Source organism: Streptomyces sp. NPDC127190 (genome assembly GCF_042672505.1).
GTDB lineage: Bacteria > Actinomycetota > Actinomycetes > Streptomycetales > Streptomycetaceae > Streptomyces.
This window is the reverse complement of sequence record NZ_JBHXVE010000041.1, coordinates 33,197-53,219: the sequence shown is the minus strand read 5'-3', so window position 1 is coordinate 53,219 and position 20,023 is coordinate 33,197. Positions and strand designations below refer to the sequence as shown.

Genomic DNA, 20,023 nt, shown 5'->3' with positions numbered 1-20,023 from the left:
CCCAGTTCCGGCATGAAGCCCTGCACGGCGGCCAGGATCGCGTAGTCACCGCAGCCCGGGCACCAGCGCACCTCCTGATCCGACTTGAAGTCCTTGGGCCGCAGGGTGAGTTCAGTGGTGGTCGGCATGGATCTCTTCCTCGGGGATGGGCGTTCCATCGGCGGGGGCCCCGGCACGGCTGCCGGCGCGGGCCAGGACATGGGCCGGCGCCTCGGCGTCCGGGCCGAGCAGCGGGTCGGGCACGGGGGTGCCCCAGTGGGTGGTCAGCGGCAGTACGCCCGCCCAGAGGCCGAGCGCGGCGTCGGGGCCGTCGCCGTCGTCCGGGGGGCCGGAGCGGGTCTTGACCGAGGCCTCGGTCAGCTCCAGGGCCAGCAGCGCGGTCGCGGCCAGCTCCTTCCGGCTGGGCCGGCGCGCGTAGTCCCACTGCCCCGGCGCGCACCTCTCGGTGAGGGCGCGCAGCCCGCGGAGCTTCTCCTCCGGGTCGGTGACGGCGCGCGGCACGCCGTACACCATCGCGGAGCGGTAGTTGACGCCGTGTTCGAAGACGGACCGGGCCAGCACGATCCCGTCGACGTGGGTGACGGTGACGCAGACGGTCGCGTCCGGCGCCCGCAGCAGGCTGCGGCTCGCCACCGAGCCGTGCAGATAGAGGGTGTCGCCGTCCACGCCGTACACGGTGGGGACCCCCATGGGGGTGCCGTCCACGAGCACCCCCAGATGACACAGGAAGCCCGCGCCGAGCACGGCGTCGAGGTCGGCGCGCCGGTGGCTTCCCTTGTGCCGCATCCGGCGCAGTCTGGTGCGTTCGGTCTGCGCCAGCTCAGCGGTCATCGGTCCTCGGTCCTTTGAGCAGGTGGGACAGGGGCGGCGGGCGGCCCGGTCAGGCGGCCGCCGCGGTGGCCGGGGCCTCGGTGGCCGGGGCCGCCGTCGCGGTCCGCCGGGTGCCGGCGGCGCGCCGGGCGACCAGCGAGGCGCAGATCTCCCCGGCCCGTACCGCCGCCATGGACAGCAGGTTCGAGGTGATGCCGTGCGTGTGCTCGGTGCCGCCCTGGAGGTAGACGGCGGCGGAGAGGGTGTCCGCGGTGTCGATCCGGTAGTCGCGGTGGACCCGCAGCCGGCCCTCGGCGTCACGCCGGAACGCCGTGCCCAGCTCGCCGAGGAGCCGTACCGGGTCCAGCTCGGTGTAGCCCGTCGCGTACACCACGGCGTCGGCGTCGAGCCGCTCGGTCCGGCCGGTGGCCAGGTCGCGCACCTGGACGGTGACCCCGTCGGCGGACGCGTCCAGCGACTCCACCCGGGAGGCGCCGAGGATGCGCAGCCGCTGCTCGCCGCGGACCTTCTCCTGGTAGGCGCGCCGGTACAGCTCCTGGATGAGGTCGATGTCCACGACGCCGTAGTTGGTGTTGCGGTGGTAGTCCATGAGCATCCCGCGCACGGCGCTGTCCGCCCCGTGGTACAGGTCCACGGCGGCCGGGTCGAAGATGCGGTTGGCGTACGGGCTGTCGTCGGCGGGGCTGTAGCCGTAGCGGGACAGCACCGCGCAGACCTCGGCGCCCGGGTAGCCGGTGTGCAGATGGTCGACGATCTCGGCGGCGCTCTGGCCCGCCCCGACGACGACGAAACGGCGCGGGTCGGACTGCGGGAAGGCGTTCAGCCGGTGCAGGAACTCGCTGGAGTGCCAGACGCGGTCGCCGGAGACCACCCCGTCGGGCAGTCTGGGCACCAGCCCGGTGGCCACGACGAGGTTGCGCGCCCGGTAGGCGACCGTCCCCGAGCCGTCCGCGGCGACGGCCGTGACGTCCAGCTCGCCGGTCCGGCGGCCCTGCCCGGCGGCCGGCCGTACGGCCCGCACCTCGGCGCCGTAGTGGACCATGTGGTCCACGCCGTCGGCGCACCAGCGCAGGTAGTCGTGGAACTCCTCGCGGGAGGGGTAGAGCACCTTGTGGTTGATGAAGTCCACCAGCCGGCCGCGGTCGTGGAGGTAGGGCACGAAGCCGAACCGGCTGCGCGGGTTGCGCAGGGTGGCCAGGTCCTTGAGGAAGGACACCTGCATGGTCGCGCCCTCGAGGAGCATGCCGCGGTGCCAGCCGAAGGCGGGCTGCCGCTCCAGGAAGACGGCGGTCAGCCGGTCCTCCGGGGAGGCCGTCTCGTTGTACTCCTCCACGGCGATGGCCAGGGCGAGGTTGGCCGGACCGAATCCCACGCCGACGATGTCGTAGACGGGCGTGCGCGGATCGGTCGCGGACCGGTCGGTCACGGACGGGTCGGTCGCGGACGGGTGGCTCATGGTTCAACGGCCTCTCGGGTCGGTTCTCGGGTACGTCGGTACGGCGGCCCTCGTCATCCGAGGGCCTCCAGCACATGGGCGGCGACGAGTTCCCCCGCGGCGGGGGCCGTCTTGAATCCGGCGCCGGACCAGCCGGTCGCGAGCACGACGCGGCCGCCGGGGGTCGGCGGGCCGACGAGCGGCCGGCCGTCCCGGGTGAAGAGGTCGACGCCGTGCCGGCCGTGCAGGAACCCGGCCCGGTGCAGCCAGGGCCAGCGGCGGGCGGCCAGTTCCCTGATGTGCTCGGCCTGGGCCGCGGTGACCGTGTCCCCGCCGCCGGGCGCGACGTCCCACTCGTCCACCGGACGGCCGGTCAGATAGCCGCCCGCGGCGGAGCCGCCGTGCTGGGGGCGGCCCCACACCCCGGTGACCAGGTCGCAGACGGTGGGCTGCCGGGCGGCGTCGGGGTGGGCGAAGAAGGCGTACCGGATGCGTTTGGTGCGCGGGCCGGTGTGCGGCACGGGGGCCGACAGCGCGTGCCCGGCGATCCGGCCGGTGCCGGCGCCGGTGGCGAGCACCACGGCCCGGGCCCGGACCTCGCCCTGTTCCAGCAGCACGGCCACGCTGTCGGGGTCCCGCTGGTCGATCCGGCGGGCCCGGCCGGCCAGTACGACGGCGCGGTGGGCGGCGGCGCGGTCGCGCAGCGCGAGGGCGGTGACGGGCGGGTCGGCATAGCCTCCGCCGGGCTCCCACACCGCTCCGGCGATGTCGTGCGCGGCCAGTCCGGGGAACCGGGACCGCAGCTCGCCGGGGTCCAGCAGGTGCGCGGTGACTCCGGCGGCGGTCAGCTCGGCGACGCCCTTCTCCGCCTCGGGCAGGTCGCCCTCGCCGAGCAGCACCAGGGAGCCGGTCCGCCGGAACCCGGTGGGCGGGTGGTCGCCGTCGGTCCCGCCCCAGGCCAGGGCGTGGCTGCGCAGGGCCAGTTCGCGCAGGGCCGGGTCGGGCTCGTAGGCGCGCACCAGTCCGCCGGAGTACCGGGTCGCCGCGGGGTCCGCGGCCGAGGGCGCGGTCATGCCGACGCGCAGTCCCTGCCGGGCCAGCACGTCCGCGGTCGCGGCGCCCACGACTCCGGCGCCGACGACCAGGACGTCGTACACCCGGCCGTGCCGGACCCCGGGGCCGCGGGCGGGGGTGGGGTCCGCGGTGGCCGGGGGCGGGGTCAGCGGTACGACGTCCCAGCCGGGCCCAAAGCGGCCTGTACCGGGGCGGGGCTCGCCCTCGGGGGTGAAGGGGTGGCTCGCGTGGGTGCGCAGCAGGGCGACCAGGGCGGCGCCGCGGGCCTCGGGGCTGTGGGTGAGGGCCGCGCGGGCGGTGCGGAAGGTGTCGTCCACGTAGGCGGCGGGGCCGCCGCGCAGCCGGGCCACCCGGGCGCTGCCCGCCGCGTCCCCGAGCAGCGCGGCGAACTCGTCCACCGCGCAGTCGTCGGTGAAGTAGAAGGTGCCGCCGAAGCCGGCCGCCCGGCGCTCCCGCGCGACCCGGGCCACACCGGCATGCGTCCCGCACACCACCAGCGCGTCGGCCTCCCTCTCGGCCACCAGGGCAACACCGCGTCCCCCGGCCGCCAAGGCAACGGGTTCTCCCCCGGCCGCCAAGGCGTCGGAGTCCGCCCCGGTGGCCGGGGCGGCGGGCTGGCCCCCAGTCGCCGGGCTCTCGTCCTGGGCCCCGGCCCCCAGGACACCGGCGTGGAAGAGCTGGGCCAGGTGGGCGCCGGTGGGGGTGGCGTCGTGGGTGACGGCGAGGCGGTGGTGGCCGGCTCGCCGGGCCGCCGCGCGGATCTCGGTCAGCTGGGCGACGTCGTCCGGGCACCAGCGCAGGGCGGTGCCCGCCGCGTCGGCGAGCAGTCCCGGTGCGGTGGCGAGGGGCAGCAGCACCGGCAGGCCGGCCGCCCGGTAGAGGGGCAGCGCCGCCCGGGCGCCCGCGCTGTTGAAGTGGCCGACGACGAGGGCGTAGCGGCCGTCGGCGACCACCGCCTCGGCGACCGACCGGGCCAGCGCGGTGTCACCGCGGTCGTCGTGGAAGTCCCACCGGACCGGCCCGTCCGCGTGCGCCGCGGCGCCCTGTTCGAGGAGTTCGCCCCAGGCGGCGCGCGGCCCGGAGAACGGGCCGACGACCGCGGCCCGCACCTCACCCACCGAAGACCGCCCCGGCGGGTACGGCCAGCGGGGTGCCGGGGACCGGGCAGCGCAGGGCGGCCTCGTCGACACGGCGCCCGGCGGGCAGCCCGAGCAGGTCCGCGAGGCGTCCGGCGCCGTCCGGCAGCACGGGGGCGGCCCACGCGGACAGCGCGGCGGCGACCGCGAGCTGGGCGGCGAGGGCGGACCGGTGGGCGCCGGCGCCGTCCGGGCGCAGCCGCTCATGGCCGTGCACATGGCCGAAGTCGTCGGCGAGGGAGACGATCTCGTCCAGCAGCGCGACGGCGCGGCGGCTGTCGAACCCGGCGACCGAGTAGGCCTCCCGCAGCTCCGCCACGGTCCGCGTCAGCCGGTCGCGCAGCCGCTCCCAGGCCGGGCCCTGCGGGCGCTCGGCGGGTACGGCGCCGCCGCAGTCGTCGGCCACGGCGGTCAGCAGCCGGTGCAGCCAGCCGTCCCACAGCTCGGCGAGCCGGGCGCGGCTGCGCTCCAGCGCGGCGCCGGTGAAGCTGGTCTCGCGGCCGTTGGGCCGGTCGGCGAGCACGTGGTAGCGGAGCACGTCGGCGCTGGTGCGGGCGAGTTCCTCGTGCGCCCAGACGGCGTGCCGGCGGCTGGTGGAGAACTTCAGGCCCTCCAGCCGGTAGAACTCGTTGACCACGAAGGCCCGGGCCAGCGGCGCCCGGTCCGGGTCGGCGGCCAGGAACGCGGCGGGGAACAGCACCGCGTGGAAGTAGCCGTTGTCGAAGCCGAAGAACTGCACGGGGGCGGGGGCCGGCCCGTCGGCGGCGGTCTCCCACTCCCGCAGATAGCCGGGGGCCATCTCGAACCAGACGTAGACCCGCTGGTCCTGGAAGCCCGCGACCGGCACCGGGACGCCCCAGTCGGAGGGGTGGCTGACGGCGATCTCGGGCAGTCCGGCGGCCCGCATCCGCTCGCACAGGGCGCGCAGGTGGGGCGGCATGTCGACCTGCTCCCAGAAGGCGGCGAGCCGCTCCTCGAAGGGGGCGAGCGGGAAGTACAGCCTGGCCTGGTCGCGCAGTTCGGCCGGGGCGCCGCACACCGTGCACTCGGGGTCGGTGAGGTCGGCGCAGTCGTTGGGCCGGCCGCAGGGTTCGCACGCGTTGCCGTTGCTCGCCGCACCGCAGTGCGGGCAGCCGCCCTTGACGTACGCCTCGTAGAGCCAGCGCTCGCAGCCGGTGCAGTACGGCAGCGGCCGGGTCCGGGCGACGATGTGCCCGGCGTCGTACAGCTGCTGGAAGAAGTCCTGGATCCGGGCGGTGTAGCCGGCGTCGCGGCGGGGCCGGACGATCGCGTCGAAGTGGGCGCCGATCTGCCGCCACACCGACTCGATGGACGCGCCGTACCCGTCGGCGACCTCCTCGCCCTTGCGGCCGCCGTCCTTCAGGCCGCGCACCGGCACATAGCTCTGGTGGTCGTCCAGGCCGGTGGTGTAGCGCACCTCGGCGCCCTCGGCGGCGAGGAAGCGGCGCAGCACGTCACCGGCGACATAGGGGCCGGCGACATGGCCGAGGTGCAGGTCGCCGTTGGGGGTCGGCGGGGTTGCCGTGATCCATTGCGGGGTGTTCATCCGGTGCTTTCCTTCGGCTCGTGCAGCGGCCAGTAGACGGAGACCCAGCGCAGCTCCTCGTCGTACGGGTTGTGCACGACGTGCTCGTGGTTGCGGGGCAGGACGACGAGGTCGCCCGCGGTGCAGGGCGCGTCCTCGCCGGCGAGGGTGACGGTGCCGGACCCGGCGAGGACGATCATCACCTCGTCCTGGTCGTGGCAGTCCGGGGCCGAGCTGGACCCGGCGGGCAGGAAGCAGGCCATGGCGCCGAGCGGCGGTTCGGCGGCGCCCGGCTGCCAGGGGATGAGCCGCTGGCAGGCCATGCCGAACTCCTCGGCGGCGGCGGCCCGGTCGATGCGGATGGTGGTGACGATGGGAGGGTCCTCCTTGTCGGATGCGGGGGTGCCGGTCAGCGGGCGTCGCGCAGCTCCAACGTGCAGCACTTGGCGCCGCCGCCGGCCTTCAGCAGCTCGGGCAGGTCGACGCCGACCGGCTCGAACCCGCGCCGGCGCAGCTGGTCGATGAGCCCGGTCGCGGCGCTGGGCAGCACCACGTGCCGGCCGTCGGAGAAGGCGTTGAGGCCGAACACCTCGGCGTCCTCGGCGGTGGCGAGCACGGCGTCCGGGAACAGCTCGCGCAGCACGGCCCGGCTGCCCGGGGTGAACGCCTCGGGGTAGTACATGACCTCGTCGTCCGAGAGCACGGCGAGCGCGGTGTCCAGGTGGTAGAACCGCGGGTCGACGAGGGTGAGCCCGGTGACCGGGACGCCGAAGTACTCCTGCGCCTCGGCGTGCGAGCGGGGGTCGGTGCGGAATCCGGTGCCGGCCAGCAGGCGGCGGCCGACGAGCAGGTAGTCGCCCTCGCCCTCGTTGATGAACTCGGGCCAGTGCACGTCGGTGTAGCCGCGCTCCTGGAACCAGGCGAGGTAGCCGGGGCCCTCGGCGGTGCGCTGGAGGTGCCGGAAGCGGGCGCCGAGCACCTTGCCGTCGACCACGGTCGCGCCGTTCGCCGCGAAGACCATGTCGGGCAGGCCGGGCAGCGGTTCGATGATCTCGACGGTGTGGCCGAGGTCGAGGTAGGTGTCCCGCAGGCGTTCCCACTGGAGCAGCGCGGTGGCGTTGTCGGACGGTTTCTCGGGCTCCATCCAGGGGTTGATGGAGTAGCTGACCTCGAAGTGCCGGGGCGGGCACATCAGCAGGCGCCGGGGGGTGGCGGTGCGCGGCCGGGAGGCCTGGGCCCGCGGGGTGTGGGCGGGCGGCGCGATGGGTTCCGTGTAGGGCATGGGTGTCGCCTTTCGGGCACGCGAAAGAGCCGACCGTGCCTGGTGAGGCACGACCGGCTCGGAGTCGAGGGGGGTGTCAGACCGTCCGCTGCGGGACGGTCAGGGAGATCTGGTCCCGCTCGGCGGGCAGGTGGTGCAGGAGGTAGTCGGCGGCGTTCTCCGCCCACTCCTCGGGGGTGGGGTAGTGCTGGTGCGTCTCCGGCATGCAGGTGGCGAGCATGCCGGTGTCGATGCCGCCGCCCGGGTCCAGCGCGACCACGCGCACGCCGGGCCGCAGCCGGGCCGCCTCCTCGGCGACAGCGCGGGTAAGGCCCTCCACGGCGAACTTGCTAGCCGTGTACGTGGCCAGCAGGGCGCGCGGGGTGCGGCCCCAGCCGGAGGAGAGGTTGACCAGGGTGCCGCCGTCGGCGAGGCGCGGCAGGAAGGCCCGCACCATCGTGTAGACGCCGACGACGTTGACCCGCAGGACCGCCTCGAACTCGTCCGGCGGCACCTCCCAGAGCGGGGCGGGCCCGGCGGCGAGGCCCGCGTTGGCCACCACCAGGGCGGGGGCGCCCAGTTCGCGCCGGACGCGCTCGGCCCAGGCCTCGACCGCGGCGGCGTCGGTGACGTCCACGCGGTCCAGGACATGGGCGGTGGGGCCGAGTTCGGCGGCGAGACCGGCGAGCGCGGCGGTGTCCCGGCCGCAGCCGGCCACGGGGTGTCCGAGCGCGGCGAAGCGCCGGAGCAGGGCCCGGCCGAGGCCCCGGGTCACACCCGAGACCGCCACCACGGGTCGTCCACCGTCCGCCACGACGTTCCTCCGGTTCCGCGTCGCCAAGAGACAGCCGCAGTCTGCCGTACGGGATCCACTGCGGCTACGGCGGTCGGGCGGTGGCCGGTCAGGCGGCGGCGTGGGCCAGGGCGCGGTCGAGGACCGCCGGGGAGAAGCGGGCGGCCGAGGCGTCCGCGAGGTAGGCCAGCGCGGTCAGCTTCGCGTCGGCGGTCAGCGAGGTCCGCTCGTCCAGGCACTGCACATAGGTCGGGTGCACCTCGTACAGCCCGGCCATCGCGAACAGCCCGCTGGCGCCCCAGCGGTACTTGTCCATCAGCGGGTGGAAGTGCCGGACGATCAGCCGCAGCAGCGGCCGGAGCCGGTCCGGGCCGTGCCCGAGGACGCCGAGCAGCTGCTCGATCCGGGTGTTGCCGGCCCCACGGCCCATGCCGTGCACGGTGCCGTCCACCCAGGTGGCGCCGGTGTCGGCCGCGACGACCGTGTTGTGCAGGGCGTATCCCTGGTTGTCGTGGGCGTGGATGCCCACCGGCGCGTCCTGGCCGGACCGGAAGAGCCGGACCAGCTCGGCCGTGTGCCCGGGGGTGAGGGAGCCCAGCGAGTCGGCGATGTACACCGCCTCCAGCGGGCCCATCCCGGCGACGGCGGCCAGGCACCGGTCGAGCTGACCGGCGTCGGCGAGGCCGATCTGCATCAGGTTGAGGCACACGGCGTAGCCGGCCGCGCGCAGCGAGGCGACCACCTCGCCCGCCTCGGCGGCCCGCTCGAAGTGGACGGCCAGCCGGACGATGTCCACCGGCAGCGAGCCGGGCGCCAGCTTCCGGGTGAGCGCCTCGCCCACCTCGGCGGCGGGCAGCCCGGTGAGGTCGGCGGCGTCCACCATCACGGCGAACCGCAGCCCGTGGTCCGCGGGCAGCGCGTCCCGCAGGTCCGGGGTCAGGCCGTCGGGGAGCCTGCCGTACGGGCCGAAGCGCTGCTCGTCGGCGAAGCGCACATAGCCCAGCTCCACCACGTCGACACCGAGCGCCGGGCAGACGGCGAGGTACTCGCGCACCAGCTCCGCGTCGAAGTTCCAGTTGGTGTAGTAGCCGCCGTCCCGCAGCGTGCAGTCGAGGACGGTGAGGCCGTCCCGGTTCACGTTCATGTCAGAACTCCCGGATGAGGTCGAGGAGGCCGTAGTAGGTGTGCCGGACCTCGGTCCATGTCTCGTCGTCGAGGGTGTACCGGCTCGGGCCGCGCACCTGGGCGGACCTGATCAGCCCGCGCTCCTTCAGCAGCCGCTTGGCGATGGCGAGGTAGTAGTCGGTGCTGTTCATCATGTGGCACATCAGGTACGACAGCGGGTGGCCGATCCGCTCGGCCTCCGCGCGCCGCCCCTGCTCCAGCAGCCGCCACAGCACGACGACGATCTCGGCGATCTCGGTGGCGGGGATGGTGCCGGCGAGGCCGCGGCGGTGGCAGTCGAGCAGCATCATCCCGCCGTCGCCCTCGAAGATGCGGGCCCGGCCGCCGGTGGCGTCGCGCAGCTCGCTGACGCGCGGCGGGGTGGGCTGCGCCTCCGGCTTGAACAGCACCCGGTCCTCGCCGTACTTGTCCAGCAGCCGGGCCTGCGCGGCGACGGTCAGCGGCTGCTTGGCGAGGCTCTTGGCGTGGTGGACGATCACCGGGATGTCCACCGCCTCGACGACCGCGCTGTAGTACTCGACCATGCCGTCGTCGTCCAGCGGGATGGTCGCGGGGTGCATCACCAGCGCGGCGTCCACGCCCGCGTCCTGGGCGTGCCGGGTGTACGCCACGGCGGCCTCGGGGGTCTCGGCGCCCGTGCTCATCACGGAGACACCGCGTCCCTGGGCCGCCTTGGCACACAGTTCGGCGACCCGCAGCCGCTCCTCGTGGGTCAGCCGCAGCACCTCCGATATCTGGCCGACGACGAAGCCGTCGCAGCCGGCGTCGAACATGTGGTCCGTCTGGGCGAGGAAGCCGTCCTCGTCCACCGCTCCGCCGTCCGTGTAGGGCATGAGGACGACGGGCAGGACGCCCTTGATCTGCTGTGCCATGAAGTCTGTCTTCCGGTTCGGGATCGGGTGGTGGGGCGGAGCCGTCAGCGCCGGGCGGTCAGCCGGGCGGTCTCCTCGGCGGCCCAGGGCGCCATCTTGAAACCGCCGCCGCTGAAGCCGGTGGCCAGCAGCAGACCGGGGTCGTCCGGCAGTCTGCCGACCCGGGCGCGGGGGTCGGGGGCGTAGCACTCGGCGGCGCGCAGCGCGCCCAGCGGCTCGCTGCCGGCCGCCCAGCGAAAGCGTGCGGAACCGGCGGCCACGGCCCGCGCCGACTGGGCGGGGTCGGCGGGTCCGCCGCCGGAGCGGGCGGGCACGCGCTGCCCGGTCGGGTGGCCGAGGAGCATGCCCGCGGTGTCCGGGTCGGGCCGTCCGTTGACGTCGTGGACGTCGTCCATGTAGGCGGGGTGTCCGGTCACCGGGGCGTCCGGGCGGCGCAGTTCGACCTGGATGGCCTGCGCCCACAGGTCGTGCGGCACGCCCCAGGCGTCCAGCAGCCGCGGGGTGTCGGCGCCGGTGGCCAGCACGACGGTGCCGGCGGTCAGGTCGCCGGCACCGGTGCGCAGTCCGTGGGTGCGTCCGTCCCGGCGCAGTACGCCCGTCACCTCGACGCCTTCCATGACCCGGCCGCCCTTGGCGCTCCCGGCCCGCAGATAGGCGCGGGTGACGTCCAGCGGGTCCAGGTATCCGGCCTCGGGCTCCCATACGGCGCCGGCGACGGGGGCGCTCAGCAGATGGCCGAAGCGGCGCTCCGCCTGCTCGGGCGTCAGCCACTCCATGGGCGCCCCGGTGCCGCGCCGGACGAGGTCGCGGGCGTAGGCGTGCCGGTCCGGGTGGGGCACGTAGAGGAAGCCGCTCTCGGTGAACGGTACGTCGATCCCGGTGCGGGCGGCGAAGTCGCGGAAGTGGCGCCAGCCGGTCAGGGCCCGCTCCACCAGGACCGGGTCGTCGTGGTAGCAGCGGACGATGCCGCCGCTCCACGCGGTGGTGCCGAGTCCGCAGCGGTCGCGTTCGACCAGCAGCACCCGGGCGCCCCGGTCGGCCAGTTCGTGGAAGACGGCGGCTCCGACGACACCGCCGCCGACGACCACCACGTCCCAGCTCACAGGAACTCCTTGAGTGCGTCGGCCAGTTGTTCGGCCTTGAACGGCATGCCGTTGACCTGGTTGTAGGAGTGGGCGTCGACGAGGTATTTGGCGCGGATGAGGGTGGCGAGCTGGCCGAGGTTCATCTCGGGGATGACGATGCGCTGGTAGCGGTGGAGGATCTCGCCGAGGTTGTGGGGGAAGGGGTTGATGTGGCGGAGGTGGGCCTGGGCGATGCAGTGGCCGGTGGCGCGCAGGCGGCGGACGGCGGCGGTGATGGGCCCGTAGGTGGAACCCCAGCCCAGCACCAGGGTGCGTGCGTGGTCGGGGTCGTCGACGGCGAGGTCGGGGACGGCGATGTTGTCGATCTTGGCCTGGCGGGTGCGGACCATGAGGTCGTGGTTGGCCGGGTCGTAGGAGATGTTGCCGGTGCCGTCCTGCTTCTCGATGCCGCCGATGCGGTGTTCCAGGCCGGGGGTGCCCGGGATCGCCCACGGCCGCGCCAGGGTGTGGGGGTCGCGTTTGTAGGGCCAGAACACCTCGGTGCCGTCGGCGAGGATGTGGTTGGGGGTGGTGGCGAACTGCACCCGCAGGTCGGGCAGTTCGGTCAGGTCGGGGATGCGCCAGGGCTCGGATCCGTTGGCCAGGTATCCGTCGGACAGGAGCATGACGGGGGTGCGGTAGGTCAGCGCGATCCGGGCGGCTTCCAGGGCGGCGTCGAAGCAGTCCGCCGGGGTCTGCGGGGCGATCACCGGGACGGGGGCTTCGCCGTTGCGGCCGAACATGGCCTGGAGCAGGTCGGCCTGTTCGGTCTTGGTGGGCAGGCCGGTGGAGGGCCCGCCGCGCTGGATGTCCACCACCAAAAGCGGCAGTTCCAGGGAGACCGCCAGCCCGATCGTCTCCGACTTCAAGGCCACACCCGGCCCGGAGGTGGTGGTGACGGCGAGGGAGCCGCCGAAGGCCGCGCCGAGGGCGGCGCCGATGCCGGCGATCTCGTCCTCGGCCTGGAAGGTGCGCACGCCGAAGTTCTTGTGCTTGGACAGTTCGTGGAGGATGTCGGAGGCGGGGGTGATGGGGTAGGAGCCGAGGTAGAGGGGCAGGTCGGCCTGGCGGGAGGCGGTGATCAGGCCGTAGGCCAGGGCGAGGTTGCCGGAGATGTTGCGGTAGGTGCCCACGGGGAAGGCGGTGGTGGCGGGGGCGACCTCGTAGGAGACGGCGAAGTCCTCGGTGGTCTCGCCGAAGTTCCAGCCCGCGCGGAACGCGGCGATGTTCGCCGCCATGATCTGAGGCTTCTTCGCGAATTTCTGCCGCAGGAAGGTCTCGGTGCCCTCGGTGGGCCGGTGGTACATCCAGGAGAGCAGGCCGAGCGCGAACATGTTCTTGCTGCGTTCGGCTTCCTTGCGGGACAGGTCGAAGTCCTTGAGCGCCTCCACCGTGAGGGTGGTCAGGGGCACGGGGTGGAGGTGGTAGCCGTCCAGGGAGCCGTCCTGGAGCGGGTCGGCGCTGTAGCCGACCTTTTGCAGCGCGCGGGGAGTGAACTCGTCGGTGTTGACGATGATCTCCGCGCCGCGGGGCAGGTCGCCGGTGTTGGCCTTGAGTGCGGCCGGGTTCATCGCGACGAGCACGTTCGGGGCGTCGCCGGGGGTGAGGATGTCGTGGTCGGCGAAGTGCAGCTGGAAGCTGGAGACACCGGGCAGGGTGCCGGCGGGGGCGCGGATCTCGGCGGGAAAGTTCGGCAGGGTGGAAAGGTCGTTGCCGAAAGAAGCGGTCTCCGAGGTGAACCGGTCACCGGTGAGCTGCATACCGTCACCCGAGTCCCCCGCGAACCGGATGATCACCCGGTCCAGACGCCGGACTGGCTTCGACTCGTTCTTCATCACATTCCGGTCCACTGGTTCTCCATGACACTGCGGTTCATGACACTGCGGTCGGCTCGTCGCGGGCCGTCTGCCGGATCTCCGCGAGGAGTTCGGCCTGGCGCAGACAGCGCTCGTCGGGTACGGCGCGGGCGGCGACGGCGGCCGCGAAGGCACGGACCGCCGCCAGGACCTGGTCGGCGGGCTCCAGTTCCCTGATCTCGACACCGGACCGGCCCTCCAGGCGCACCCGCGGCCGGTGGTCGGCCGGCGGGGTGAAGGCCCGGTCCACCGTCAGCCGGCCCTCGCTGCCCCAGATCTCGTAGCGGGAGCCGTAGGCGTGGTCCAGGCCGAACGTCAGCTGCACCCCGACCCCGTCCGGGCCGCCGAGCAGCGCCGAACCGGAGGTGTCCACCTCGTCGCCGGAGCCGGCGTGCAGCCGGGCGCCCAGCACCCGCAGCTCGTCGCCGAGGAAGTGCAGCGCGGCCCGGACCGGGTACACCCCGGTGTCCAGCAGGGCCCCGCCGCCGAGGCCGGCGCTGTAGCGGATGTCGCCCCGGGGCAGCCGGGGCACCGCGAACTCCGCGCGGAAGGCGCGGACCTCGCCGATGACGCCGTCCGCGATCCAGCGTCGTACGGTCTCGTGCTGGGGGTGGTGGACGAACATCACGTTCTCCGCCAGGACCAGCCCGGACCGGCGGGCCAGGGCGAGCAGGGCGGCGGTGGCCGCCGGGTCGGTGCTCAGCGGCTTCTCGGCGAGCACGTGCTTGCCGGCGCGCAGCGCGGCCTCGGTCCAGCGGGCGTGCAGCGCGGCGGGCAGCGGCACGTACACCGCGTCCACGTCGTCCCGTTCCAGCAGCGCGGCGTAGCCGTGCACGGGCCGGGCGCCGTACTGCTCGGCGAGGGTGCGGGCCCGGTCCGCGTCCCGGCCGGCGATCGCGGCGATCTCGATGCCGTCGGCGGCCGCCATGGCGGGCAGCAGCCGGCGCCGGGCGATGTCCGCGCAGCCGAGCACGCCGATCCGAAGGGATGGCATCAGGTGGGTGTCCTCATCGCGTTCAGGCAGGCGAGCAGGGTGCGTCCCTGCACATTGACGTAGTGGCCGTGCCGGACGAGCGTGGTGAGCTGGGCCGGGGTGACCCAGCGGTAGCCGGGCGGCGGGTCGAGCGGTGCCTCGTCCGCGTCGGCCTCCACGATCAGGTAGCGGCTGACGGCGTCCAGGAAGCGGCCGCCCTCCTCGGCGTGCACGGCGTCGTAGCGGATCCTGGCCGGGTCCGCGTTCAGCACCAGGTCGAGGAAGGGCGGGCGGTCCGCCGCGTCCAGGTGGGCGTAGTTGCCCGGGGTGTACTGGACGGTGGGGCCCAGCTCGACGGTGTCCAGGAAGCCGCCCTCGACGCGAGCGTGCGCCAGGACGTGCGGCACCCCGCCGATGGTCCGGGTCAGGAACGCGGTCACGCCGGTCCCGGCCGGGGCGAACAGCGGCTGGGTCCAGCCGCTGACCTCGCGGCTGCCCGCCTGCACCCGGACGGCCACGACGTCGAAGTAGCGGCCCTCGGTGTGGCTGATGGTGTGCTCGTCGCGCCGCCAGCCGGGCAGCCCGGCCAGCGGCACCCGGCGGACGTGCAGGTCGTGCCGGGAGCGTTCGGCGGTGAACCAGGACAGCAGCTCGGTGTCCGAGTGCAGCGCGCCGCCGTCCGGGTCGGGGAAGGGCGCGCAGGCCAGCACGGTCCGCGAGTCCATGTTCACCACGTTGTCCCGGTGCAGCAGTTCGCCGATCTGGCCGAGGGTGAGCCAGCAGAAGTCGTCGTGCGGTTCGACGTCCCCGATCGCCTCGACGATCATGTTGCGGTTGCTCTTGTGCAGGAACCAGGAGCCGTGCTCGGACTGGAGCGCGTCGGTGAGGACGCGGCCGCGGCGCGGGTCGGTGAAGTACTCGATGTAGCGGACGTCGGCGCCCCGGTGCACCTTGGTGTAGTTGCTGCGGGTGGCCTGCACGGTCGGCGACAGCTGGAGCAGGTTGGGGTTGCCGGGCTCCATCTTGGCCTGCATCAGGAAGTGCAGGACGCCGTCGAACTCCTTGACCAGGATGCCGAGGATCCCCACCTCGGGCTGGTTGATCGTGGGCTGGTACCACTCCTGCTCGGCGTCCCCGGCGGTGCGGACGTGCAGGCCGTGCACGGAGAAGAAGCGGCCGGTGTGGTGCACGAGGTCGCCGGTGCCGTCCTGGAAGTGCCAGCCGTCCAGCTCGGCGAAGGGGATCCGGTCGACCTGGAAGCGGTGGGCGCGGCGGCGCCCGTCGAGCCAGTCGGCGAAGTCCTCGGTGCGCAGCCCGGCGCCGGTGGTGGCGGCCGCGGAGCGGGCGATCCTGGCCGGCAGCGCGGTGTCCTGGCGGGGCTTGAGCAGCTTGCGCGTGAGGGTGGGCGCGGTCATGAGTGGGCCGCCACGAACTCGCGCACGGAGGCGATGACGTAGTCGAGCATCTCGTCGGTCAGGCCCGGGTAGACGCCGATCCAGAAGGTCTGCTCGGTGACGATGTCGCTGTTGGTCAGCTCGCCGACCACGCGGTGGTTGGTGCCGATGTAGGCGGGGTGGCGGGTGAGGTTGCCCGCGAACAGCCGGCGGGTGCCGATCTTGCGGTCCTCCAGGAAGTCGACCAGCGCGGCCCGGGAGAAGGGCGCGTCCGGCTGGACGGTGAGGACGAAGCCGAACCAGCTCGGGTCGCTGTTCGGAGTGGCCTCGGGCAGCAGCAGGTGCGGGGTGCCGTCCAGGCCGTCGCGCAGCCGCCGCCAGTTGCGCTTGCGGGCCTCGGTGAAGTCGTCCAGCTTGGCGAGCTGGGTGAGGCCGAGGGCCGCCTGCAGGTCGGTCGCCTTCAGGTTGTAGCCCACGTGGGAGAAGATGTACTTGTGGTCGTAGCCCTCCGGCAGGGTGCCCATCTGGTACTTGAACCGCTTGAGGCACTTGTTGCTCTCGCCGGGCTCGCACCAGCAGTCCCGGCCCCAGTCGCGCAGCGACTCCACGATGCGGGCCAGCGCCAGGTTCGAGGTGAGCACGCAGCCGCCCTCGCCCATGGTGAGGTGGTGGGCCGGGTAGAAGCTGACCGTGGTGAGGTCGCCGAAGGTGCCGGTCAGCTGCCCGCGGTAGGTGGAGCCGACCGCGTCGCAGTTGTCCTCGATGAGGAACAGGTCGTGGTCCTCGGCGAGCTGGGCGATCTCGGCGACCTCGAAGGGGTTGCCCAGGGCGTGCGCGATGATGATCGCCCGGGTCTTGGGGCCGATGGCGGCGGCGACCCGGTCCGCGGTGGTGTTGTAGGTGCCCAGCTCGATGTCGACGAAGACCGGGACCAGGCCGTTCTGGAGGATCGGGTTGACGGTGGTGGGGAACCCGGCCGCGACCGTGATCACCTCGTCGCCGGGGCGCAGCCGGGTGTCCTCCAGCAGGTGCGAGGTGAGCGCGGTGGTCGCGAGCAGGTTGGCCGAGGACCCGGAGTTGGTCAGATGGGCCTTGCGGCGGCCGAGCCGGCGGGCGAACCGGGACTCGAACAGCCGGGAGCTGCGGCCGGCCGCGATCCGCATCTCCAGGGCCGCCTCGACCAGCGCCACCCGGTCCTCCTCGTCCAGGACGGCGCCGGAGGGCCAGATCTCGGTGGTGCCGGGGACGAAGCCGCCGGTGGGCTGGGTGTCCCGGTGGTACTTGCGGACCTCGTCCAGGACCAGTTCCTTGTGGACGCTCATGGTCGCCTTCCTGCGTCGGAGTGGGTGGTGTGTCGTTTCCGCCGTGCGTGCTTGCGTCGTGCGTGCTTCACACAGGGGCGAGCCGGGTGGCGGTCAGCAGGTCCCGGAGGGACTCGTCCAGCTCGCGTCGGGGGTGCCAGCCCAGCAGGCGCCGGGCGCGGGTGATGTCCGTGCGCTGCCACTCGGTGGTGGAGCGGGTGCCGTCGGCGGGGGCCTCTTCGACCAGCCGTACGGGCAGTCCGCTGAGCGCGATCATCCGGTCCACCAGCCGCCGTACCGGTACGGCCTCGCCCCGGCCGATGTTGACGAGCAGCCCGGCGGCCACGCCCCGGGGGGCGCCGGCCGCGGCGAGCACCGCGTCGGCCGCGTCGCGTACGTCGACGAAGTCGCGCATCGCGCGCAGCGGGGCCAGCCGCAGCTCGCCGGGGGCCGCCGGGTCGGCGGCCTGGCGGGCGAGTTCGGCGGCGACCTTGCCCAGCAGGCTCTCCGGCGGGGCGCCGGGCCCGCAGGCGTTGGCGACCCGGACCACGACCGCGTCCAGGCCGCCCTGTGCTGCGTCGAGCACCCAGCGGGTGCCGGCCAGCTTGGTACGGCCGTAGGTGCCGGCCGGTGCGGCCGGCAGGTCCTCGGTCAGCGGGACGCCGGCCGGGGTGGGGCCGTACTCGTGCACGCTGCCGAGCTGCACCAGCCGTACCGGGGCGGGCAGTTCGGGCAGGACGGTGACGAGGCGGCGTACGAACGCGTCGTTGAGTTCGCGCATCCGCTGCTCGTCGGCCTGCCAGACGGTGCCGGCCGCGTTCACCACCACGTCGGGGCGGTGGGCCGCGAGGAACGCGGCCAGCCCGGCGGCGGTGGCGGCGGTGAGGTCGAACGCGGCCCGGCGACCCGCCGCGTCGGGGGGCGCCGTCCGGGACACCCGGAGCACCCGGTCGCCGGCGGCCTCGAAGGCGTCGGCGATGTGCCGGCCCAGGAACCCGGTGGCGCCCAGGACCAGCACCCGGCGGCCGGTCACAGCCGGGCCGCCCGGTCCTTCGCGGCCTTCCACCACTGCGGGTTGTCGCGGTACCAGGCCACGGTGTCGGCGAGGCCCTCGGCGAACGGGACCCGGGGGGCGTAGCCGAGTTCCTCGCGGATCTTGGTCTCGTCCAGCGAGTAGCGCCGGTCGTGGCCCTTGCGGTCGGCCACATGGCGGACCGCGGACCAGTCGGCGCCGCACAGCTCCAGCAGCCGCTCGGTGATCTCGCGGTTGGTCTGCTCGTTGCCGCCGCCGACGTTGTAGACCTCGCCGGCCCGGCCGCGGGTCAGCACCAGCTGGATGGCCCGGCAGTGGTCGTCCACGTGCAGCCACTCGCGCACATTGCGCCCGTCGCCGTACAGCGGCAGCTCCCTGCCCTCCAGCAGGTTGGTGACGAACAGCGGGATGAGCTTCTCGGGCGTCTGGTACGGGCCGTAGTTGTTGGAGCAGCGGGTGATCGACAGGTCGACGCCGTGGGTGCGCCAGTAGGCGCGGGCGATCAGGTCGGAGGCCGCCTTGGACGCCGCGTAGGGCGAGTTGGGCAGCAGCGGCCACTCCTCGGTCCAGGAGCCCTCGTCGATCGTGCCGTACACCTCGTCCGTGGAGACGTGCACCACGCGCGGCACACCGGTGCGCAGGCAGGCCTCCAGCAGGGTCTGGGTGCCGTCGACATTGGTGCGGACGAAGTCGGCGGCCGACTCCAGCGAGCGGTCGACGTGCGACTCGGCCGCGAAGTGCACCACGGCGTCATGGCCGGGCAGCAGGTCCAGCAGCAGCGGCAGGTCGCAGATGTCGCCCTCCACGAAGTCCAGCCGCGGGTGCCGGGCCGGGAGGTTGTCGCGGTTGCCCGCGTAGGTCATCTTGTCCAGGACGGTGACCCGGGCGTCCTCGTAGCCGGCGTACCCGCCGCCCAGGAGGGTGCGGGCGTAGTGCGAGCCGATGAAGCCGGCGCCGCCGGTGACCAGGATCCTCATGCCGCCACCTCGATCCGGGTGTGGTCGCCGACGACCAGCCGGTGGTGCGGGCTGCGGCCGTCGCCGGGGCCGATGGTGGCCATCCGGCCGATCAGCGAGCCGTGCAGCCCGCGGACCTCGGTGACCGTGGAGCCGTCGAGCGCGATGGACGACTCCAGATGGGTACGGCGCAGCACGCAGTCCCGGCCGATGGAGGTGTCCGGGCCGATGTCGCTGTGCTCGACCAGGGTGCCGGCGCCGATGATCGCGGGGCCGGTGATGTGCGAGGCGACCACCCGGGCGCCCTCCTCCACGACGACCGGTCCGACCAGGACGCTGCTGTCGTCGACCTCGCCGCGCACGCTGCGGGTGAGGCCCTCCAGGAGCTTGCGGTTGCAGTCCAGGACGTCGTCGGCGCGGCCGGTGTCCTTCCAGTAGCCGCCGTACTCGCTGGCGGCGACCCGGGCGCCCTGGGAGACCAGCCACTGGATGGCGTCGGTGATCTCCAGTTCGCCCCGGGGGCTGGGCTCGATCGCGGCCACCGCCTGGTGGATCGCGGGGGTGAAGAAGTAGACGCCGACCACGGCGAGGTCGCTGCGCGGCTGCTCGGGCTTCTCCACGAGACGCTCGACGTAGCCGTCCGGGCCGACCTCGACGACGCCGAAGGCGCGCGGGTCGGCGACCTTGTGCACGACGATCTGCGCGGCGGGCCGCTGCTCGGCGAACTCGCGGGCGATGTCCTCGACCCCGTCGGGCAGCATGTTGTCGCCCAGGTACATGACGAAGTCGTCGTCGCCGAGGAAGTCCCGGGCCAGCGCGACGCAGTGGGCGAGGCCCAGCGGCTCGTCCTGCGGGATGTAGGTGACGTCCAGGCCCAGCCGGGAGCCGTCGCCGATGACGGCGGCGATCTGCGGGGCCCGGTCGCCGACGATGATGCCGACCTCCGTGACGCCGAGGGCGCGGACGTTGTCCAGGACGTGCTCCAGGACCGGCTTGTTGGCTATGGGGATGAGCTGCTTGGGCATGGAGTAGCTGAAGGGCCGCAGGCGGGTCCCCGACCCACCCGACAACACCAGGGCTTTCATGGCAGTTTGTTCCTCTCGGACGCCGGGCGGCGCATCAGTCGATGCCGCGGAAGATGTGGCGGTCGGGGACGTGGGGGGGCCCCCCCCCCCCCGCGCCCGGGGGCGCGGGCGCGGGGTGGGGGGGGGCGGCGGGCGGGGGGAGTCGCGGGGCGGGGCGGGCGCGCGCGC

General features: G+C 73.9%; 17 protein-coding genes and 1 pseudogene. All 18 read right to left on the bottom strand.

Annotated features, from left to right (window positions below; genetic code table 11):
• A pseudogene (locus tag ACFVIU_RS36830) lies at positions 1 to 128 on the bottom strand (2-oxoacid:ferredoxin oxidoreductase subunit beta); the annotation flags it as partial.
• Positions 112 to 831 carry a pyridoxamine 5'-phosphate oxidase family protein gene (locus ACFVIU_RS36825; protein WP_385847990.1) on the bottom strand — a complete coding sequence of 240 codons (720 nt, stop codon included), beginning with the start codon at positions 829 to 831 and terminating at the stop codon, positions 112 to 114. The gene ACFVIU_RS36825 and the pseudogene ACFVIU_RS36830, both read right to left, overlap by 17 nt.
• A 49-nt stretch (positions 832 to 880) precedes the next feature.
• Positions 881 to 2,287, bottom strand: a complete 1,407-nt coding sequence (locus tag ACFVIU_RS36820) for a lysine N(6)-hydroxylase/L-ornithine N(5)-oxygenase family protein (RefSeq protein ID WP_385847989.1) — start codon at positions 2,285 to 2,287, stop codon at positions 881 to 883.
• Between the two features lie 53 nt (positions 2,288 to 2,340).
• Positions 2,341 to 4,458 carry an FAD-dependent oxidoreductase gene (locus ACFVIU_RS36815; RefSeq protein WP_385847987.1) on the bottom strand — a complete coding sequence of 706 codons (2,118 nt, stop codon included), beginning with the start codon at positions 4,456 to 4,458 and terminating at the stop codon, positions 2,341 to 2,343.
• Positions 4,451 to 6,043 carry a methionine--tRNA ligase gene (locus ACFVIU_RS36810; protein ID WP_385847986.1) on the bottom strand — a complete coding sequence of 531 codons (1,593 nt, stop codon included), beginning with the start codon at positions 6,041 to 6,043 and terminating at the stop codon, positions 4,451 to 4,453. The genes ACFVIU_RS36815 and ACFVIU_RS36810 overlap by 8 nt, the downstream gene beginning before the upstream one ends.
• Positions 6,040 to 6,465, bottom strand: a complete 426-nt coding sequence (locus ACFVIU_RS36805) for a cupin domain-containing protein (protein ID WP_385847985.1) — start codon at positions 6,463 to 6,465, stop codon at positions 6,040 to 6,042. Before ACFVIU_RS36805 ends, ACFVIU_RS36810 begins: the two co-directional genes overlap by 4 nt.
• Entirely contained in the window at positions 6,432 to 7,304 is an 873-nt protein-coding gene (gene ddaH / locus ACFVIU_RS36800; protein WP_385847984.1) for a dimethylargininase, read from the bottom strand. The genes ACFVIU_RS36805 and ddaH overlap by 34 nt, the downstream gene beginning before the upstream one ends.
• A gap of 76 nt (positions 7,305 to 7,380) precedes the next feature.
• Entirely contained in the window at positions 7,381 to 8,097 is a 717-nt protein-coding gene (locus ACFVIU_RS36795) for an SDR family oxidoreductase (RefSeq protein WP_385847982.1), read from the bottom strand.
• 88 nt (positions 8,098 to 8,185) lie between these two features.
• Entirely contained in the window at positions 8,186 to 9,220 is a 1,035-nt protein-coding gene (locus ACFVIU_RS36790; protein ID WP_385847981.1) for a hypothetical protein, read from the bottom strand.
• Position 9,221: 1 nt separating this feature from the next.
• Positions 9,222 to 10,133, bottom strand: a complete 912-nt coding sequence (locus ACFVIU_RS36785) for a dihydrodipicolinate synthase family protein (protein WP_385847980.1) — start codon at positions 10,131 to 10,133, stop codon at positions 9,222 to 9,224.
• Positions 10,134 to 10,177: 44 nt separating this feature from the next.
• Positions 10,178 to 11,236, bottom strand: coding sequence for an NAD(P)/FAD-dependent oxidoreductase (locus ACFVIU_RS36780; protein ID WP_385847979.1), 1,059 nt, complete (start codon positions 11,234 to 11,236; stop codon positions 10,178 to 10,180).
• The gene (locus ACFVIU_RS36775) at positions 11,233 to 13,092 is read right to left on the bottom strand and encodes a 2-oxoacid:acceptor oxidoreductase subunit alpha (RefSeq protein WP_385847992.1); all 1,860 of its coding nucleotides are present in this window, start codon (positions 13,090 to 13,092) and stop codon (positions 11,233 to 11,235) included. Before ACFVIU_RS36775 ends, ACFVIU_RS36780 begins: the two co-directional genes overlap by 4 nt.
• A 37-nt stretch (positions 13,093 to 13,129) precedes the next feature.
• On the bottom strand, positions 13,130 to 14,107 hold the full coding sequence (locus tag ACFVIU_RS36770; RefSeq protein ID WP_385847977.1) for a Gfo/Idh/MocA family protein: 978 nt from the start codon (positions 14,105 to 14,107) through the stop codon (positions 13,130 to 13,132).
• Positions 14,107 to 15,501: an NDP-hexose 2,3-dehydratase family protein gene (locus tag ACFVIU_RS36765; protein WP_385847975.1), complete on the bottom strand. Its 1,395-nt coding sequence runs from the start codon at positions 15,499 to 15,501 to the stop codon at positions 14,107 to 14,109. The genes ACFVIU_RS36770 and ACFVIU_RS36765 overlap by 1 nt, the downstream gene beginning before the upstream one ends.
• A complete protein-coding gene (rfbH, locus tag ACFVIU_RS36760; RefSeq protein ID WP_385847973.1) occupies positions 15,498 to 16,802 on the bottom strand; it encodes a lipopolysaccharide biosynthesis protein RfbH in 1,305 nt (434 codons plus the stop codon). Before rfbH ends, ACFVIU_RS36765 begins: the two co-directional genes overlap by 4 nt.
• A 67-nt stretch (positions 16,803 to 16,869) precedes the next feature.
• The gene (locus tag ACFVIU_RS36755) at positions 16,870 to 17,814 is read right to left on the bottom strand and encodes an NAD-dependent epimerase/dehydratase family protein (protein ID WP_385847972.1); all 945 of its coding nucleotides are present in this window, start codon (positions 17,812 to 17,814) and stop codon (positions 16,870 to 16,872) included.
• Positions 17,811 to 18,791: a dTDP-glucose 4,6-dehydratase gene (gene rfbB, locus ACFVIU_RS36750; protein ID WP_385847971.1), complete on the bottom strand. Its 981-nt coding sequence runs from the start codon at positions 18,789 to 18,791 to the stop codon at positions 17,811 to 17,813. Before rfbB ends, ACFVIU_RS36755 begins: the two co-directional genes overlap by 4 nt.
• A complete protein-coding gene (locus ACFVIU_RS36745; protein ID WP_385847970.1) occupies positions 18,788 to 19,855 on the bottom strand; it encodes a glucose-1-phosphate thymidylyltransferase in 1,068 nt (355 codons plus the stop codon). Before ACFVIU_RS36745 ends, rfbB begins: the two co-directional genes overlap by 4 nt.
• Positions 19,856 to 20,023: the final 168 nt, after the last annotated feature.